Here is a 15,054-nt window from a genome sequence, read left to right as displayed (position 1 = left end):
AGGAACACCTGATCACCGTGACGGCCCAGCAGAACACCTCGTTGGCCAGCTTCACCGGCGACGCGAACCCCTACGGGGGCGGCGACCCGTACGCGGACTACCGCACCGCCGACCTCCCCTTCACCCAGTACGCCAACCTTGCCGACCGGCAGCTCGGCGCGGGTGTCGTCGCCGCCAACGACGAGTTCTTCGCCCAGCGCGAGAACCTGCTGGTGCCCGAGCCCGCCGAGTTCGACCCCGAGCACTTCGGGCACAAGGGCAAGGTCATGGACGGCTGGGAGACCCGGCGGCGCCGCGGCGCCTCGGCCGAGCACCCCTGGCCCACCGAGGAGGACCACGACTGGGCGCTGATCCGCCTCGGCGCCCCCGGCGTGATCCGCGGCATCGTCGTCGACACCGCCCACTTCCGCGGCAACTACCCGCAGGCCGTCTCCGTGGAGGGCGCCTCGGTCGCGGGCTCCCCGTCCCCCGAGGAACTGCTCGCGGACGACGTGAAGTGGACCACCCTCGTCCCGCGCACCGCGGTCGGCGGCCACGCGGCCAACGGCTTCGCCGTCTCGGCCGAGCAGCGCTTCACCCACCTGCGCCTCAAGCAGCACCCCGACGGCGGCATCGCCCGCCTGCGGGTGTACGGCGAGGTCGTCCCCGACCCCGCCTGGCTCACCGCCCTCGGCACCTTCGACGTGGTCGCCCTGGAGAACGGCGGCCAGGTCGAGGACGCCTCCAACCTCTTCTACTCGCCGGCCACCAACACCATCCAGCCGGGCCGCTCCCGCAAGATGGACGACGGCTGGGAGACCCGCCGCCGCCGCGACCGGGGCAACGACTGGATCCAGTACCGCCTGGTGGACCGGTCGCAGATCCGCGCGATCGAGATCGACACGGCGTACCTCAAGGGCAACAGCGCCGGCTGGGCGTCGGTGTCCGTGAAGGACGGCGAGGACGGTGAGTGGCGCGAGGTGCTCCCGCGCACCCGGATGCAGCCGGACACCAACCACCGCTTCGTCCTGCCGGAGACGGCCGTAGGCACCCACGCGCGCGTGGACATCTTCCCGGACGGAGGCATCTCCCGCCTGCGCCTGTTCGGCAGCCTGACGGAGGACGGCGCGGCCCACCTCGCCGCCCGCCACCAGGAGCTGGGCGGCTGACCCGACGCCCGTCACAGACCCGCGGGGCGCACCGGCAGGACAGCACCGGTGCGCCCCGCGCGCATGTTCGGCCGGCGCTACGCCCGGGCGCTCGCCAGGGGATCGCTGCGCCCGCGCGCATGCCCGGGTACGGTCACGCGGCGTGTCCGCCGTCCACCGCGTACTCCGCGCCCGTGACGTACGAGGCGGTCGCGAGGTACGCCACCGTGGCGGCCACCTCGTCCGCCGTACCGAAGCGGCCCAGCGCCGTCATGGCCGCCTGGCCGTCGGCGTAGGGTCCGTCCGCCGGGTTCATGTCGGTGTCGATCGGTCCCGGGTGCACGATGTTCGCCGTGATCCCGCGCGGTCCCAGCTCCCTCGCCAGGGCCTTGGTCAGCCCGATCAGCGCCGACTTGCTCGTCGCGTACAGCGTCCCGCCGGGACCGGGCACGCGCTGGGTCATGCAGGTGCCGACGGTGATGATCCGCCCGCCCCCGGTCATGCGGGCGGCGGCCGCCTGGGAGGCCAGGAAGACGCCGCGGACGTTCACGGCCAGCAGCCGGTCGACATCGGCGACGGACAGGCTCTCCAGCGGGCCGAGCAGGCCGATCCCCACGTTGTTGACCAGCACGTCGAGCCGGCCGCCGAGCGCCTGGGCGGCCCGCTCGACCGCCCCGGCCGCCTCGTCCGCGTCGGCGGAGTCGGCCCGCAGGGCCACCGCCCGGCGCCCCAGCGCCTCGATCCCCCGTACGACGTCGTCGGCCGCGTCCTTGCCGTTCACGTAGGTGAGCGCCACGTCCGCGCCCTCCCGGGCCAGCCGCAGGGCGGTCGCCGCGCCGATGCCCCGGCTGCCGCCGGTCACGAGGGCGGTGCGGCCGGTCAGGCCGGTGGTGTCGGAAGCGAGTGGGTTCGTGTTCGCGTTCGTGTTCATGGGTCCATCTCAGCCGGGCCGCAGCGCCCGTGCTGGCGGCGAACGGACGTCGACCTGACCGGTGCACGCCCCCACCCGGCGCCGATGTGTCCTCGCGGGAAACACATACGACGTCCCGGGAAACTCCACGAACTTGACATTGACATGCCAGTGTCTACGCGCGTCATCATGAGTCATGCGATTCCCCCCACGCGCCGCCCGGCTGGGCGCAGCAGCCGCAGTCCTGTCCGCCCTCCTCCTGGGCGGCACCGTCTCCGCGACCCCGGCCGGCGCCGCAGCCGCCGCGGTCGGCGACATCTGCTACAGCGACCTGCCCTCCCAGGCCCACGACACGCTCGACCTGATCGAGCAGGGCGGTCCCTACCCCTACGACCAGGACGGGACCGTCTTCCAGAACCGGGAGGGCGTCCTGCCCGCTCAGTCCTCCGGGTACTACCACGAGTACACGGTGATCACCCCGGGCTCCGACACGCGCGGCGCCCGCCGGATCGTGACCGGTGAGGAGAGTCAGGAGGACTACTACACGGCCGACCACTACGCGTCGTTCGACCTCGTCGACCACGGCTGCTGAGACCGCCCGGCTCGCGGGGCCGGTCCGGTGCCTCATCCGGACCGGCGGCTCTCGGCGGCGGCGAACAGCGCCCCGCCGAGAGCGAGCAGGGCCATGCTCGCGTAGACCCCGTAGCCGTCGAGGAAGGCGATCCGCCGCACCAGGCCCGTGTTCCAGCCGGCGAACTCGTGCACCAGACCCAGCACGCCCTGCAACACGGCGAGGAAACCGAGGAACTCCAGCAGTCGCTTCATGCTCCCGACTCTCGCCCCGCGGTCCCCCCACGCACATCGGTCGCGGGGCGAGCCCTGCCCGACGGAAGGTGTCGCCGGGCGCGCGGCGGCACGCCGAAAGTCGAAGACCGCGCATCTTTGGTCGACGGCGGCTCCCGGCCGGCCGCCCCGGCCGCCGCGCCTGCGTAGATTTGTCGACCGTGAACAGTGACGAGCGGGCCGCGCCGCCCCCGGCCTTCGCGAAGCGGCGCTGGGTGCTGCCGGCGGCGCTGGTCGAGGACCTGTACCCGCAGCCCCCGCGCCCCGGCGGACGGCCGAGGCGCACCGCGCGCGACTGGATCGTCGACTTCACCTGCTTCCTGCTCGCGGTCGCCATCGGTCTGCTGGCCGTCGACTCGCTGGACCAGGAGGCGAACCTCCCGCCGGTGCTGGAGGCCGTGGACCAGGTGGTCGGGGCCCTGGCCTGTGCCGCCGTGTGGCTCCGGCGCCGCTGGCCGGTCGGACTCGCGGTGGCGATGGTGCCCGCCTCCCTCGTCTCGGCCACCTCGGGCGGCGCCGCCCTCGCCGCCCTCTTCACGCTCGCCGTGCACCGGCCGCTGCGGTACGTGGCCTGGGTGGGAGCGGCCGGCCTCCTGGTGCAGCCGCTGTACTACTGGATGCGACCGGAACCGGGCCTGCCGTTCCTGGCGTCGGTGGTCATCGGCACCCTGCTCACCGTCGCCGTCGTCGGCTGGGGCCTGCTGGTCCGCTCCAAGCGCCTGCTCCTGCTCAGCCTGCGCGACCGCGCCCGGCACGCCGAAGCCGAGGCACGGTTGCGGAGCGAGCAGGCGCAGCGGCTGGCCCGGGAGGCGATCGCCCGCGAGATGCACGACGTCCTGGCCCACCGGCTGACCCTGCTCAGCGTGCACGCGGGCGCCCTGGAGTTCCGGCCGGACGCGCCCCGGGAGGAGATCGCGCGGGCGGCGGGCGTCATCCGGGAGAGCGCACACGAGGCCCTCCAGGACCTGCGGGAGATCATCGGCGTCCTGCGGGCGGCGGAGGCGGACGACGCGGGCCGCCCGCAGCCGACGCTCGCGGCGCTCGACACGCTGGTCGCCGAGTCCCGCGCGGCCGGCATGAAGGTCACCCTCACGGACGGCGTCCCCGACCCCGGCGCGGTCCCCGCCTCCGTCGGCCGCACCGCCTACCGCATCGCCCAGGAGGCGCTGACCAACGCGCGCAAGCACGCCCCCGGCACCGAGGTCACCGTGTCGGTCGCCGGAGCGCCGGGCGACGGTCTCGTCCTGTCGGTGCGCAACGCCCCGCCCCGCGGCGAGGTGCCCCACGTGCCCGGCTCCGGGCAGGGCCTGATCGGGCTGACCGAGCGGGCCACGCTCGCGGGCGGCACCCTGCAACACGGGCCCACGCCCGCAGGCGGCTTCGAGGTGAGGGCGAGGCTGCCGTGGGAGTGAGGCGCCGCCCGGGGCCCGGGGCCGGGAAGGGCGTCACGGGGGCGAAGTCGGCCCGGGCGACCGTGATTACGTAGGGCCATGACTGCCATCAGACTGCTCCTCGTCGACGACGACCCGCTCGTGCGGGCGGGACTGTCCCTCATGCTCGGCGGTGCCGACGACGTCGAGATCGTCGGCGAGGCCGCCGACGGGGACGAGGTGGCGGCCCTCGTCGACCGCACCCGCCCGGACGTCGTCCTGATGGACATCCGGATGCCGGTCGTGGACGGCCTCACGGCGACCGAGCGGCTGCGCGCTCGCCCGGACGCGCCCCAGGTCGTCGTGCTCACCACCTTCCACGCGGACGAACAGGTGCTGCGGGCCCTGCGCGCCGGAGCCGCCGGATTCGTCCTCAAGGACACCCCGCCCGCACAGATCCTCGACGCGGTGCGCAGCGTCGCGGCCGGCGACCCGGTCCTGTCGCCCGCCGTCATCAGGCGGCTGATGGAGCAGGCGGCCGGCACCGCCCCCGACACCCGGCGCGCACGGCACGCACGCGCGCGTGCCCGCCTGGACGCCCTCAACGACCGCGAACGCGAGGTCGCCGTCGCCGTCGGCCGCGGCATGGCCAACGCCGACATCGCGGCCCACCTCTACATGAGCGTCGCCACGGTCAAGGCCCACGTCTCCCGCATCCTGGCCAGGCTCGACCTGGACAACCGGGTCCAGATCGCCCTGCTGACCTACGACGCGGGGCTCCTCGACGAATACCGGGACGCCTAGGGCGCGCCTTCCGGGCCCGGAAGGCGGGCCGTTGGCCGACGCCCACCGGCAACGAGGCCGCCCAGGGGGCGCTTTCGGCCACGGCCGACGCATGTGCCATACTCGGCGCCGCTCGTAGCACTATCGGACCGGGGGGCCGCAGTCGCATGCATGCCGTATCGCTGCAAGCCCCTTACCTGGACACGGCCGCGGATCAGCTCTGCTTCTCCCTGGACCTGACGGAACGGCCCGCGCTCGCCGAGCGCGAGGTGTTCGTGGCCGGCCTCGCCGTACGACTGAGGCTGCTCGGCGCCTCCCACCAGGTCTTCGCAGGCCCGGTACGGGAGACCGTGGCGTGCCTGCCGGAAGCGGTCAGAGGACTGCCGACGACGCACACCCGGCGTCTGGCGGGGTGGACGTACGGCTTCAGCGCCGCCACGGAACGCCTCGGACCCGAGGAGTTCAGCGCCCGGGTCGCGGACGCCCTGGGCCGCGCGGACGAGGCGGAACACAGCCTGTGCGGGGTCTTCCCCGGATCTCCGGAAGCGGTGACGGCGGTCGTCGTCGAGGCGGGCGACGAGCGGTCCGGCGCGGGACTGGCCTGGCGCACCTGGCACAGCTACCCGCAGGACGGGCACATCGTATCGACGCACAGCCGGCTGGAGGCTCGATGAACAGCACCCGACTCCTGCGCGGGGCGGTGGCGGCCGTGCTGGTCACGGTCCTGCTCTCCGCCTGCTCCAGCGACGGGGAGGACGGCGTCCCGCGCAGCTGGATCGGCAAGACGTACACCACCGGCGGGAGCGGGTGGGTCGACAAGAACAGCTCCCCGGCCAAGGTCGCCGACGCGATCGACGGCCACCGCGACGCCCTGGACCGGGCGTCCGGCGGGGGCAAGGAGTTCCTGCGCTACGGCGACGACATGGTGACCGTCTCGCCCTACCGGAGCGGCAGCACGATCGAGATCGAGGACTACCGCAACGGCTACCGCCGGCATCACCAGCACCTCACCTACTGGCCCAACCCGAGCAGCTTCCGCGGCGGCGGCCCCGGCTCCGGCAAGTGACGCCCGGCGCGCCCCGATTCCGACGACGCCTTCCCCAGACGCCACAGACGCCCTCCAGAAAGGCAACGCAGTGACCGAGATCTTCGAGTCGGCCGGGCAGACCCTGCTCTACGGGGTCGTGGGCCTCGCCGTGATGGCCGTCGGCTTCGTCGCCCTCGACCTCGTCACACCCGGCAAGCTCTTCCACGTGGTGTGGCGGGACCGCAACCGCGGCGCGGCCGTGCTCCTCGGCAGCCAGTCCGTCGGGGTCGGGCTGGTCATCATGTCGGCCATCCGGGCCAGCGAGTCCGAAGAGGGCCTGGGGCACGGCCTGTTCAGCACGCTCCTCTACGGTCTGGCCGGGGTGCTGGTGATGACGCTGGTCGGCATCGTCATCGGCGTGCTGACGCCGGGTCAGATGGGCGCGGTGGCCCTCGACGACGGCGACGACCGCCGCGCGCACCCCGCCGCCTGGGTCCAGGCCGGCATGTACCTGGGCACCGCCGCCATGGTCGGCGCGGCCCTCTCCTAGGACCATCACGAGGACCACCCCATGAGCTCCACCCTGGACGACCGCTCCACCGTGACACCCCCGCGCCCCCCGGCCGACCGCCACACCCGGGGGGCGCGGTTCCTGCTGCTGCTCGCCGTCTTCCTCTGCGCGGCCTGCGGCCTCGTCTACGAACTGGCCCTGACCGCGCTGGGCAGCTACCTCATCGGCAACTCGGTGCTCCAGACCTCCGTGGTCATCTCCGTGATGGTCTTCGCGATGGGCGTGGGCTCGCTGGCCGCCAAACCGCTGCGCCGCCGTCCCGTCGTCGCCTTCGCGGTGGTGGAAGGCGTGCTCGCGCTGGTCGGCGGCCTGTCCGTGCTGATGCTGTACGCGGCCTTCGCCTGGCTCCAGCTCTACATGCCCGCGATGATCGTCGTGTCCCTGGTGGTGGGCCTGCTCATCGGCGCCGAGATCCCGCTGCTGATGACGCTGCTCCAGCGGATCCGCACACAGGAGGCGAGCAGTGCCGTCGCCGACATGTTCGCCGTCGACTACATCGGCGCCCTCGTCGGCGGCCTGTGCTTCCCGCTGTTCCTGCTGCCCACCTTCGGCCAGTTGAAGGGCGCCCTGGTGGTCGGCGTGGTCAACGCGGTCGCCGGGGTCATCGTCGTGGTGTTCATCTTCCGCCGCCGGACCGGCCGGCGGGTCAAGGCCGGGCTGCTGGCCGGCGTCACCCTGGTGCTCGCCGCGCTCGGCACGACGTACGTGCTGGCGGACGACCTGGAGGTGACCGCACGGCAGCACATGTACGCGGACCCGATCATCCACTCCGAGACCACGCAGTACCAGGACATCGTGGTCACCCGCTCCACCGCCTTCACCGGGAAGCCCGACGTACGGCTCTTCCTCAACGGCGACCTCCAGTTCAGCTCCGTCGACGAGTACCGCTACCACGAGTCACTGGTCCACCCCGCGCTGTCCGGCCGCCGCTCCGACGTGCTGATCCTGGGCGGCGGTGACGGGCTCGCGCTGCGCGAGGTGCTGCGCCACGAGGACGTCCGGCACGTCACCCTGGTGGAACTCGACCCGGCGATGACCCGGTTGGCGCGCACCTTCGAGCCGCTGCGGAAGCTCAACGACGGTTCGCTGGACGATCCGCGGGCCGAGGTCGTCAACGCCGACGCCTTCACCTGGCTGCGCGAGGCACGGCAGCGGTACGACGCCGTGATCATCGACTTCCCGGACCCGGACTCGGCGTCGCTGGCGAAGCTGTACTCGGTCGAGTTCTACGATCTGCTCCGCCGGGCGCTGGCGCCGCACGGCCAGGTCATGGTGCAGAGCGGATCACCCTTCTTCGCCCCCAAGACCTACTGGTCGATCGCCAAGACCATCGAGACGGCCGGGTACGCGACGACGGAGTTCCAGATCGACGTGCCGAGCTTCGGCAACTGGGGCTTCGTTCTCGCCACCCCCGGTACCGAGGCCCCGCCGCTGCGGCTCGCCCCGGACACGCCGAAGCTGCGCTACCTGGACGAGGCGGTGCTGAAGGCGGCCACCGTCTTCCCCGTCGACCGCCGCCGCACCGACGTACGGCCGAGCACCCTGATGGATCCCGCGGTGCTCGAATACGTTCTGGACGAGTGGCGCGACTACTGAGGCGCCCCGGCTAGGGGGTGGGCGCCCCGGGGATCTCCGCCAGCCGTACGGGACGGCGCTCGCGGCGGGAGACGTCGCAGGCCTCCGCGATCCGCAGGGCCTGCAACGCCTCGCGCCCGTCGCAGGGGTTGGCCCGCTCGCCGCGCACGACCTGCACGAACGTGTTCAGCTCACCCTCGTAGGCGGGTCCGAAACGCTCCACGAAGCCGGTCCAGGGCTTGTCGGCGGCCGGCGGCCCGGTCGGCTCGGTGGACGCGATCGGCGTACGGTCGTCCAGGCCCACCACGATCTGGTCCAGCTCCCCGGCCAGCTCCATGCGCACGTCGTACCCGGCCCCGTTCAGCCGCGTCGCCGTCACCGTGGCCAGCGTCCCGTCGTCCAGGGTGAGCAGCGCCGCGCCGGTGTCCACGTCGTCCGCCGCGCGGAACATCGGCGGACCGGCGTCCGACCCGGCGGCGTACACGTCGACGACCTCCCGCCCGGTGACCCAGCGCAGCACGTCGAAGTCGTGGATCAGCGTGTCCCGGTAGAGCCCGCCGGACTGCGGCAGGTACCCGGCCGGCGGCGGGGCCTGGTCGCTCGTCACCGCCCGGACGGTGTGCAGTCGCCCGAGCCGCCCGGACCGCACCGCCTCCCTGGCCCCCTGGTAACCCGTGTCGAAGCGCCGCTGGAAGCCCATCTGGAGGACCGTCCCGGCCGCCTCCACCTCGGCGATCGCCTGCAACGTGCCGGGCAGGTCGAGCGCGATGGGCTTCTCGCAGAACACCGGCAGCCCCGAGCGGGCCGCCCGGCCGATCAGTTCGGCGTGGGCCGGCGTCGCCGTGGTGATCACCACCGCGTCCACGCCCCACTGGAAGATCTCGTCCACACCCGGCGCCGCCGTCTCACCCAGCCGGTGGGCCAGATCCTGGGCCCGCGGGAGGTCGGCGTCCGTGAGGATCAGGGACCCGACGTCGCGATGGCGGCTGAGCGTGTTGGCGTGAACGGTGCCGATGCGGCCCGTACCGATGACCCCGATGCGCATGGAATCAAAGTGGGTGCACGGCCCGCAGCCTGTCAATCCGTATGTCAGGACAACCGAACCGCACAACTTCCCGTCATCTGCGCACGCGGCTACGCTCGGCGCGTGCCGAAACCAGAAGTGGACCCCACCGTGTCGCTGGACCTCAGCGTGGATCGCAGCAGCCCCGTGCCGCTGTACTTCCAGCTGGCGCAGCAGCTGGAGGCGTCGATCGAGCACGGCGCGCTGACCCCCGGCAGCCTGCTGGGCAACGAGATCGAGCTGGCCGCGCGGCTCGGCCTGTCCCGGCCCACCGTCCGCCAGGCCATCCAGTCGCTCGTCGACAAGGGCCTGCTCGTGCGCCGCCGGGGAGTCGGCACCCAGGTCGTCCACAGCAAGGTCAGGCGTCCACTGGAACTGAGCAGCCTCTTCGACGACCTGGAGGCGGCGGGGCAGCGCCCGGCCACGAAGGTCCTGGTCAACACCGTCGTCCCCGCGACCGCCGAGGTCGCCGCCGCGCTCGGCGTCGCCGAGGCGAGCGACGTGCACCGCGTGGAGCGGCTGCGCCTTACGCACGCCGAGCCGATGGCGTACATGTGCAACTTCCTGCCGCCGGGCCTGCTCGACCTGGACACCGGGCAGCTGGAGGCCACCGGCCTCTACCGGCTGATGCGCGCCGCCGGGATCACCCTGCACAGCGCCCGGCAGACCATCGGCGCCCGCGCCGCCACCGACGGTGAGGCGGAGCGGCTCGGCGAGGACGCGGGCGCCCCGCTGCTCACCATGGAGCGCACCACGTTCGACGACACCGGACGCGCCGTCGAGTTCGGTACCCACACCTACCGGCCCTCCCGGTACTCCTTCGAGTTCCAGCTGCTCGTGCGGCCCTGAGCGGAGACGGCCTGCGGCGGCTCCCACCGTGCGGGTTCGTCGCAATGTCCGGACAATGTGACCGTCGGGCGGTCCCCGGAGGCGCGTGCTCCGCTTGTGTGTCGGACAATGGGGCGTTTGGGGTTTCCGGAACCTCGGATTCCACCATTCCGGGTTCCAGAACCCGGGCGGGGCCGTGAGCGCCCCGCACGCACAGCACGGCACAGCACGGCAAGAAGGGCACGGCCTCGTGGCACGGTTTCGGACATGGGTGGGCATCGCGCTGGCAGGGGCACTGTCGGTGTCCCTGGCCGGTTGCAGCAGCACCGGCGGCAAGCGCGCCGAGGACGCCCGCAAGGCCGCGTCGGCCGAGGGCAGGGCGGCGGTGGACACCCCCCGCTGGACCTTCGCGATGATCACCCACTCGGGTGACGGCGACACCTTCTGGGACATCGTCCAGAGCGGCGCCGAACAGGCCGCGGTCAAGGACAACATCAACTTCCTGTACTCCCACGACGACGAGGCGCAGCAGCAGGCGCAGCTCGTGGACGCGGCCATCGACAAGAAGGTCGACGGGATCATCGTCTCGCTCGCCAAGCCGGACGCCATGAGGTCCGCCCTCGCCCGTGCGAAGAAGGCGGGCATCCCGGTGGTCACGGTGAACTCGGGGTCGGCGGAGTCCAAGAAGTTCGGCGCTCTCACCCACATCGGCCAGGACGAGACGATCGCGGGCGAGGCCGTGGGCGAGGAGCTGAACGAGCGCGGCCGCAAGCAGGCGATCTGCGTGCTCCACGAGCAGGGCAACGTCGGCCACGAGCAACGCTGCGACGGCGTGGAGAAGACCTTCGACGGCAAGGTCCAGCGGCTCTACGTCACCGGCACCAGCATGCCGGACGTGCAGTCCGCCATCGAGGCCAAGCTCCAGACCGACAAGTCCGTCGACGCCGTGGTCACCCTCGGCGCCCCCTACGCCGACACCGCCGTGAAGGCCAAGCAGGGCGCCGGCAGCAAGGCCGAGATCGACACCTTCGACCTCAACGCCAAGGTGGCCGCCGGCCTCGAGGACGGCACCCTCGGCTTCGCCGTCGACCAGCAGCCCTACCTCCAGGGCTACGAGGCCGTCGACCTGCTGTGGCTCTACCGGTACAACGCCGACGTCCTCGGTGGCGGCCGTCCGGTGCTCACCGGGCCGCAGATCATCACCAAGGACGACGCGGCGGCCCTGGCCGACTACACGAAGCGGGGCACCCGGTGAACGCCACGCAGGTGAAGGCGGCCGACGAGAGAATCCTGCGGACCTCTCCGCTGCGGAAACTGCTGGGCCGCCCCGAGCTGGGCTCCGTCGTCGGCGCGATCGCCGTCTTCGTCTTCTTCGCGTTCTTCGCCGACAGCTTCCTGCACGCCTCCAGCCTCAGCACGGTGCTCTACGCCGCCTCCACGATCGGCATCATGGCCGTCCCGGTGGCCCTGCTGATGATCGGCGGCGAGTTCGACCTGTCCGCGGGCGTCATGGTCACCTCGTCGGCCCTGGTGTCGTCGATGTTCAGCTACCAGATGACCGCCGACGTCTGGGTCGGTGTCGGCGTCTCGCTGCTCGTCACCCTGGCGATCGGCGCCTTCAACGGCTTCATGCTGACCCGCACCAAACTCCCCAGCTTCATCATCACGCTGGGCACCTTCCTCATGCTGACCGGCCTGAACCTGGGCTTCACCAAGCTCATCGACGGCACCGTCTCCACCAAGTCGATCGCCGACATGGAGGGCTTCCCCTCCGCCCACGACGTCTTCGCCTCCACGTTCACGATCGGCGGCGTCGGCTTCAAGGTGACCATCCTGTGGTGGCTCGCCCTGGTCGCCGTGGCCAGCTGGATCCTGCTGCGCACCCGCGCCGGCAACTGGATCTTCGCGGTCGGCGGCAACAAGGACGCCGCCCGCGCGGTGGGCGTCCCGGTGACCCGGACCAAGATCGGCCTCTACATGGGCGTGGGCCTCGGCGCCTGGATCTCCGGCCAGCACCTGCTCTTCTCGTACGACGTCGTCCAGTCCGGCGAGGGCGTCGGCAACGAGCTGATCTACATCATCGCGGCCGTCATCGGCGGCTGCCTGATCACCGGCGGCTACGGCAGCGCCGTCGGCTCGGCCGTCGGCGCCCTGATCTTCGGCATGACCAGCAAGGGCATCGTCTTCGCCGAGTGGAACCCCGACTGGTTCAAGTTCTTCCTCGGAGCGATGCTGCTCCTCGCGACCCTGCTCAACGCCTGGGTCCGCAAGCGCGCGGAGGCCACCAAGTGACGCAGACCGAAGGCCGTACGGCGCTCGTCGAGCTGTCCGGCGTCAGCAAGAACTACGGCAACGTACGGGCCCTCGAAGGCGTGTCCCTGGAGGTCCACGCCGGTGACATCACCTGCGTGCTGGGCGACAACGGCGCGGGCAAGTCCACCCTCATCAAGATCATCTCCGGGCTGCACCAGCACGACGGCGGCACGCTGCGCCTGGACGGCGAGGAGACCCGGCTCTCCTCGCCGCGCGACGCCCTGGACCGCGGTATCGCCACCGTCTACCAGGACCTCGCCGTGGTCCCCCTCATGCCGGTCTGGCGCAACTTCTTCCTCGGCTCCGAGCCGCGCAAGGGCGTCGCCCCGTTCAAGCGCATGGACGTCGACCACATGCGCCGCACCACCCACGCGGAACTCCTGCGCATGGGCATCGACCTGCGCGACGTCGACCAGCCCATCGGCACCCTCTCCGGCGGCGAGCGCCAGTGCGTCGCGATCGCCCGCGCGGTGTACTTCGGCGCGAAGGTGCTCGTGCTGGACGAGCCGACGGCGGCGCTGGGCGTCAAGCAGTCGGGCGTCGTGCTGAAGTACGTGGCGGCGGCCCGGGACCAGGGCCTGGGTGTCGTCCTCATCACCCACAACCCGCACCACGCGTACCTGGTCGGGGACAGGTTCGTGCTGCTGAAGCGGGGCACGATGGTCGGCAACCACGAACGCGAGGACATCACCCTGGACGAGCTGACGAGGCAGATGGCAGGCGGAACGGAGCTGGACGATCTACGCCACGAACTGGAACGCCGTTAGGGGCGCGGGGAACTGCGCGACCAGCCACAACGCACCCGCACCCGGCAACGAACCGTTCCACGCACCCCCCGCCCATTCGGCACCCAGCGTGAGCGTGCGGCACAATCGCACCCGATGAGCACCTACCGCGACTTCACCGCCCCCATCGGCTCCCGCCGCGCCCCCGTCCTGCGCACCGTGGGCACGAGGGAACGCCGCTCGCACCTGTCGGCACCCCGCGTGCCCACGGTCGGCATCGACATCGGCGGCACGAAGGTCATGGCGGGTGTCGTCGACGCCGACGGCAACATCCTGGAGAAGCTCCGCACGGAGACCCCGGACAAGTCCAAGAGCCCGAAGGTCGTCGAGGACACGATCGTCGAGCTGGTCCTCGACCTCTCCGACCGGCACGACGTGCACGCCGTGGGCATCGGCGCGGCCGGCTGGGTCGACGCCGACCGCAACCGCGTGCTGTTCGCCCCCCACCTGTCCTGGCGCAACGAACCGCTGCGCGACCGCATCGCCGGCCGGCTCGCCGTGCCCGTCCTGGTGGACAACGACGCCAACACGGCCGCCTGGGCCGAGTGGCGCTTCGGCGCCGGCCGCGGCGAGGACCACCTGGTCATGATCACGCTCGGCACCGGCATCGGCGGCGCGATCCTGGAGGAGGGCCAGGTCAAGCGCGGCAAGTACGGCGTCGCCGGCGAGTTCGGACACATGCAGGTCGTCCCCGGCGGTCACCGCTGCCCGTGCGGCAACCGCGGCTGCTGGGAGCAGTACAGCTCGGGCAACGCCCTGGTCAGGGAGGCCCGTGAGCTGGCCGCCGCCGACTCGCCGGTGGCGTACGGGATCATCGAGCACGTCAAGGGGAGCATCGGCGACATCACCGGCCCGATGATCACCGAGCTGGCCCGCGACGGCGACGCCATGTGCATCGAGCTGCTCCAGGACATCGGACAGTGGCTCGGCGTCGGCATCGCCAACCTCGCCGCGGCCCTCGACCCGTCCTGCTTCGTGATCGGCGGCGGGGTCAGCGCCGCCGACGACCTGCTGATCGGCCCCGCCCGCGACGCCTTCAAGCGGCAGCTCACCGGGCGCGGCTACCGTCCCGAGGCCCGCATCGTCCGCGCCCAGCTCGGCCCCGAGGCCGGCATGGTGGGCGCCGCCGACCTGGCCCGGCTGGTCGCCCGCCGGTTCCGGCGGGCCAAGCGGCGCCGGGTGGAGCGGTACGAGCGCTACGAGCGGTACGCCGAGGCGCGCCGCGGGACCGGGGAGGCCCAGTGACGGAGACCATGCCGCAGCAGGCGGCGCCCCCGCAGGAGCCCGGGCCGCCGGGCGAGGACCGCAGGCACATGATCCGCCGCCGAGCGCTCACCCTGCTCATCATCGTGCTGCTCATCGGCGTCCCGGCCGGCTACCTCGCGATCTCCGCCGGCCAGAGCCGCGACAGCGGCCGGGACAAGGAGGCGAAGTACGCGGCGACCGGCATGACCGACGGCTGGCCGTCCAAGTTGCAGCGCCGCATCTACGAGGTGCCCGTCCCGGTCCCGTCCGACGAGGTCGCGTACTACGAGACGAACAACTGGAGGACCAGCCGGCTCTACGTCCAGTTCGAGACCACCCGCGCGGGTCTCGACGTCTTCCTCGCGGGGCTGGGCGTCGACCGGCACGCGCTGAAGAAGGACCGGATCGCGATCAGCGACCGCGCCCAGCGGGTGACCGGCTGGGAGTTCGGCGGCTCCGGCTCCTGGTGGGGCGTCGTCAAGGAGCAGGAGGACCCGGCGCCCACCCAGGACGTCGTCGTGAACATGGCCAACCCCGACTACCCGATGGTGTACGTCGTCTCGCACACCGTTCCGTAGGGCTCCGGGACCGGCCGGAAGGCCGCCGGAGCCGAT

General features: G+C 72.1%; 17 protein-coding genes. 14 read left to right on the top strand and 3 right to left on the bottom strand.

Annotation, left to right across the window (positions count from 1 at the left end):
* The first annotated feature begins 17 nt into the window (after positions 1-17).
* Positions 18-1,148: an allantoicase gene (gene alc, locus ACIBCJ_RS15190; RefSeq protein WP_362093164.1), complete on the top strand. Its 1,131-nt coding sequence runs from the start codon at positions 18-20 to the stop codon at positions 1,146-1,148.
* Between the two features lie 133 nt (positions 1,149-1,281).
* Here the strand turns inward: alc and ACIBCJ_RS15185 are convergent, their stop codons facing one another.
* On the bottom strand, positions 1,282-2,058 hold the full coding sequence (locus ACIBCJ_RS15185; RefSeq protein WP_362093166.1) for an SDR family oxidoreductase: 777 nt from the start codon (positions 2,056-2,058) through the stop codon (positions 1,282-1,284).
* Between the two features lie 175 nt (positions 2,059-2,233).
* On the opposite strand from ACIBCJ_RS15185, the gene ACIBCJ_RS15180 reads away from it, so the two are divergent.
* On the top strand, positions 2,234-2,629 hold the full coding sequence (locus tag ACIBCJ_RS15180) for a ribonuclease (protein WP_362093169.1): 396 nt from the start codon (positions 2,234-2,236) through the stop codon (positions 2,627-2,629).
* A gap of 32 nt (positions 2,630-2,661) precedes the next feature.
* Here ACIBCJ_RS15180 and ACIBCJ_RS15175 read toward each other — a convergent pair whose 3' ends face one another.
* A complete protein-coding gene (locus ACIBCJ_RS15175; RefSeq protein ID WP_362093172.1) occupies positions 2,662-2,862 on the bottom strand; it encodes a hypothetical protein in 201 nt (66 codons plus the stop codon).
* A gap of 179 nt (positions 2,863-3,041) precedes the next feature.
* Here ACIBCJ_RS15175 and ACIBCJ_RS15170 point away from each other — a divergent pair, with 179 nt between their 5' ends.
* The 6 genes from ACIBCJ_RS15170 to ACIBCJ_RS15145 all read left to right on the top strand — a co-directional run bounded on the left by ACIBCJ_RS15170 (position 3,042) and on the right by ACIBCJ_RS15145 (position 8,227).
* Positions 3,042-4,292 (top strand): histidine kinase, encoded by a 1,251-nt coding sequence (locus tag ACIBCJ_RS15170; protein WP_362093175.1) that lies wholly within the window; start codon positions 3,042-3,044, stop codon positions 4,290-4,292.
* A 78-nt stretch (positions 4,293-4,370) separates the two neighbouring features.
* Positions 4,371-5,054 carry a response regulator transcription factor gene (locus tag ACIBCJ_RS15165; protein WP_365978252.1) on the top strand — a complete coding sequence of 228 codons (684 nt, stop codon included), beginning with the start codon at positions 4,371-4,373 and terminating at the stop codon, positions 5,052-5,054.
* Positions 5,055-5,200: 146 nt separating this feature from the next.
* The gene (locus ACIBCJ_RS15160; RefSeq protein ID WP_362506147.1) at positions 5,201-5,707 is read left to right on the top strand and encodes a DUF2617 family protein; all 507 of its coding nucleotides are present in this window, start codon (positions 5,201-5,203) and stop codon (positions 5,705-5,707) included.
* Positions 5,704-6,099 (top strand): DUF4247 domain-containing protein, encoded by a 396-nt coding sequence (locus tag ACIBCJ_RS15155; protein WP_362093184.1) that lies wholly within the window; start codon positions 5,704-5,706, stop codon positions 6,097-6,099. The genes ACIBCJ_RS15160 and ACIBCJ_RS15155 overlap by 4 nt, the downstream gene beginning before the upstream one ends.
* Before the next feature lie 70 nt (positions 6,100-6,169).
* Positions 6,170-6,610 carry a DUF350 domain-containing protein gene (locus ACIBCJ_RS15150; protein ID WP_365978251.1) on the top strand — a complete coding sequence of 147 codons (441 nt, stop codon included), beginning with the start codon at positions 6,170-6,172 and terminating at the stop codon, positions 6,608-6,610.
* A gap of 21 nt (positions 6,611-6,631) precedes the next feature.
* Entirely contained in the window at positions 6,632-8,227 is a 1,596-nt protein-coding gene (locus ACIBCJ_RS15145) for a polyamine aminopropyltransferase (protein ID WP_365978250.1), read from the top strand.
* Between the two features lie 10 nt (positions 8,228-8,237).
* Here ACIBCJ_RS15145 and ACIBCJ_RS15140 read toward each other — a convergent pair whose 3' ends face one another.
* Positions 8,238-9,251: a Gfo/Idh/MocA family oxidoreductase gene (locus ACIBCJ_RS15140; RefSeq protein WP_365978249.1), complete on the bottom strand. Its 1,014-nt coding sequence runs from the start codon at positions 9,249-9,251 to the stop codon at positions 8,238-8,240.
* Between the two features lie 129 nt (positions 9,252-9,380).
* Here ACIBCJ_RS15140 and ACIBCJ_RS15135 point away from each other — a divergent pair, with 129 nt between their 5' ends.
* The 6 genes from ACIBCJ_RS15135 (at position 9,381) to ACIBCJ_RS15110 (ending at position 15,018) form a co-directional block, all read left to right on the top strand.
* Positions 9,381-10,118: a myo-inositol degradation transcriptional regulator gene (locus ACIBCJ_RS15135; RefSeq protein ID WP_362094083.1), complete on the top strand. Its 738-nt coding sequence runs from the start codon at positions 9,381-9,383 to the stop codon at positions 10,116-10,118.
* 229 nt (positions 10,119-10,347) lie between these two features.
* Positions 10,348-11,352 (top strand): sugar ABC transporter substrate-binding protein, encoded by a 1,005-nt coding sequence (locus ACIBCJ_RS15130; RefSeq protein ID WP_362506141.1) that lies wholly within the window; start codon positions 10,348-10,350, stop codon positions 11,350-11,352.
* Entirely contained in the window at positions 11,349-12,389 is a 1,041-nt protein-coding gene (locus ACIBCJ_RS15125; RefSeq protein WP_362093197.1) for an ABC transporter permease, read from the top strand. Before ACIBCJ_RS15130 ends, ACIBCJ_RS15125 begins: the two co-directional genes overlap by 4 nt.
* Positions 12,386-13,177 (top strand): ATP-binding cassette domain-containing protein, encoded by a 792-nt coding sequence (locus tag ACIBCJ_RS15120; RefSeq protein WP_362093200.1) that lies wholly within the window; start codon positions 12,386-12,388, stop codon positions 13,175-13,177. The genes ACIBCJ_RS15125 and ACIBCJ_RS15120 overlap by 4 nt, the downstream gene beginning before the upstream one ends.
* Before the next feature lie 114 nt (positions 13,178-13,291).
* Entirely contained in the window at positions 13,292-14,440 is a 1,149-nt protein-coding gene (locus ACIBCJ_RS15115; protein ID WP_133886135.1) for an ROK family glucokinase, read from the top strand.
* The gene (locus ACIBCJ_RS15110; RefSeq protein ID WP_362093207.1) at positions 14,437-15,018 is read left to right on the top strand and encodes a sugar kinase; all 582 of its coding nucleotides are present in this window, start codon (positions 14,437-14,439) and stop codon (positions 15,016-15,018) included. Before ACIBCJ_RS15115 ends, ACIBCJ_RS15110 begins: the two co-directional genes overlap by 4 nt.
* The last annotated feature ends 36 nt before the right edge of the window (positions 15,019-15,054 follow it).

It is taken from the genome of Streptomyces sp. NPDC051136 (assembly GCF_044455745.1).
GTDB lineage: Bacteria > Actinomycetota > Actinomycetes > Streptomycetales > Streptomycetaceae > Streptomyces.
This window is presented reverse-complemented; position numbering and strand designations above follow the sequence as displayed.

What these genes read in the sequence shown, in the direction of transcription:
- ACIBCJ_RS15160 (WP_362506147.1), top strand. Translation starts at nt 5,201, where the DNA reads ATGCATGCCGTATCGCTGCAAGCCCCTTACCTGGACACGGCCGCGGAT.
- ACIBCJ_RS15180 (WP_362093169.1), top strand. Translation starts at nt 2,234, where the DNA reads ATGCGATTCCCCCCACGCGCCGCCCGGCTGGGCGCAGCAGCCGCAGTC.
- ACIBCJ_RS15140 (WP_365978249.1), bottom strand. Translation starts at nt 9,251, where the DNA reads ATGCGCATCGGGGTCATCGGTACGGGCCGCATCGGCACCGTTCACGCC.
- ACIBCJ_RS15155 (WP_362093184.1), top strand. Translation starts at nt 5,704, where the DNA reads ATGAACAGCACCCGACTCCTGCGCGGGGCGGTGGCGGCCGTGCTGGTC.
- ACIBCJ_RS15115 (WP_133886135.1), top strand. Translation starts at nt 13,292, where the DNA reads ATGAGCACCTACCGCGACTTCACCGCCCCCATCGGCTCCCGCCGCGCC.
- ACIBCJ_RS15175 (WP_362093172.1), bottom strand. Translation starts at nt 2,862, where the DNA reads ATGAAGCGACTGCTGGAGTTCCTCGGTTTCCTCGCCGTGTTGCAGGGC.
- ACIBCJ_RS15185 (WP_362093166.1), bottom strand. Translation starts at nt 2,058, where the DNA reads ATGAACACGAACGCGAACACGAACCCACTCGCTTCCGACACCACCGGC.
- ACIBCJ_RS15145 (WP_365978250.1), top strand. Translation starts at nt 6,632, where the DNA reads ATGAGCTCCACCCTGGACGACCGCTCCACCGTGACACCCCCGCGCCCC.
- ACIBCJ_RS15165 (WP_365978252.1), top strand. Translation starts at nt 4,371, where the DNA reads ATGACTGCCATCAGACTGCTCCTCGTCGACGACGACCCGCTCGTGCGG.